Annotated in this window: 1 protein-coding gene; it reads left to right on the forward strand. The window is 67.7% G+C overall.

All coding sequences use genetic code 11. From position 1 onward, the window contains the following. Nucleotides 1-603: TolC family protein (locus BGIM_RS0100840; RefSeq protein WP_020467928.1), on the forward strand; the 603-nt coding region annotated here is incomplete at both ends.

The following is a 603-nucleotide window of genomic DNA, read 5'->3' on the forward strand; positions in this document are numbered from 1 at the left end:
CGGGGCAAGATCGCCGAACTGGCCGAGGCCCGCCTCAAGGCCGGGGACGCCAGCGTGCAGGAGGTGACCACCGCCCGCATTGACGCCCTCCTCGCCTCCCAAGATGCCACCCGCATTCGCTTCGAGGTGCCTCTCGCCGAGGAACGCCTCAAGAACCTGATGGGCGTCCCCAAGATCACCGAGACGATTCCGGTCGCCAACCCGCCGACGATCCAACACCCGGCCGTCTCGGTGGACGCCCTTGTCGACGAGGCGGTTCATCACCGGCCGGACGGACTCGCCGCCCTGCACGCCCGCGAGGCCGCCGAGGAGCGGCTTCGGTTCAGCAAACTAAGCTGGATCCGCCTGCTCGGCATCGCCGACGCCACCAGCGGCAAAAAGACCGGGCACGAGTTCGGCCCCGCCCTCCGCGTCACCGTCCCGATCTTCAACCAGAACCAGGGGGGCATCGCTCGCGCCGAGGCCGAACTGGAGCAACTCACCCGCCGGGAACTGGTCCTGCGCAACCAGATCATCACCGAGGTGCGGCTGGCGGCCGTGCGATACGAACAGGCCCGGTCGGAGTATGAAATTCTGCTCGGGAAAGTCAAATCCGAGGCCGAG

It is taken from the genome of Zavarzinella formosa DSM 19928 (genome assembly GCF_000255705.1).
GTDB classification, from domain to species: Bacteria; Planctomycetota; Planctomycetia; order Gemmatales; family Gemmataceae; genus Zavarzinella; species Zavarzinella formosa.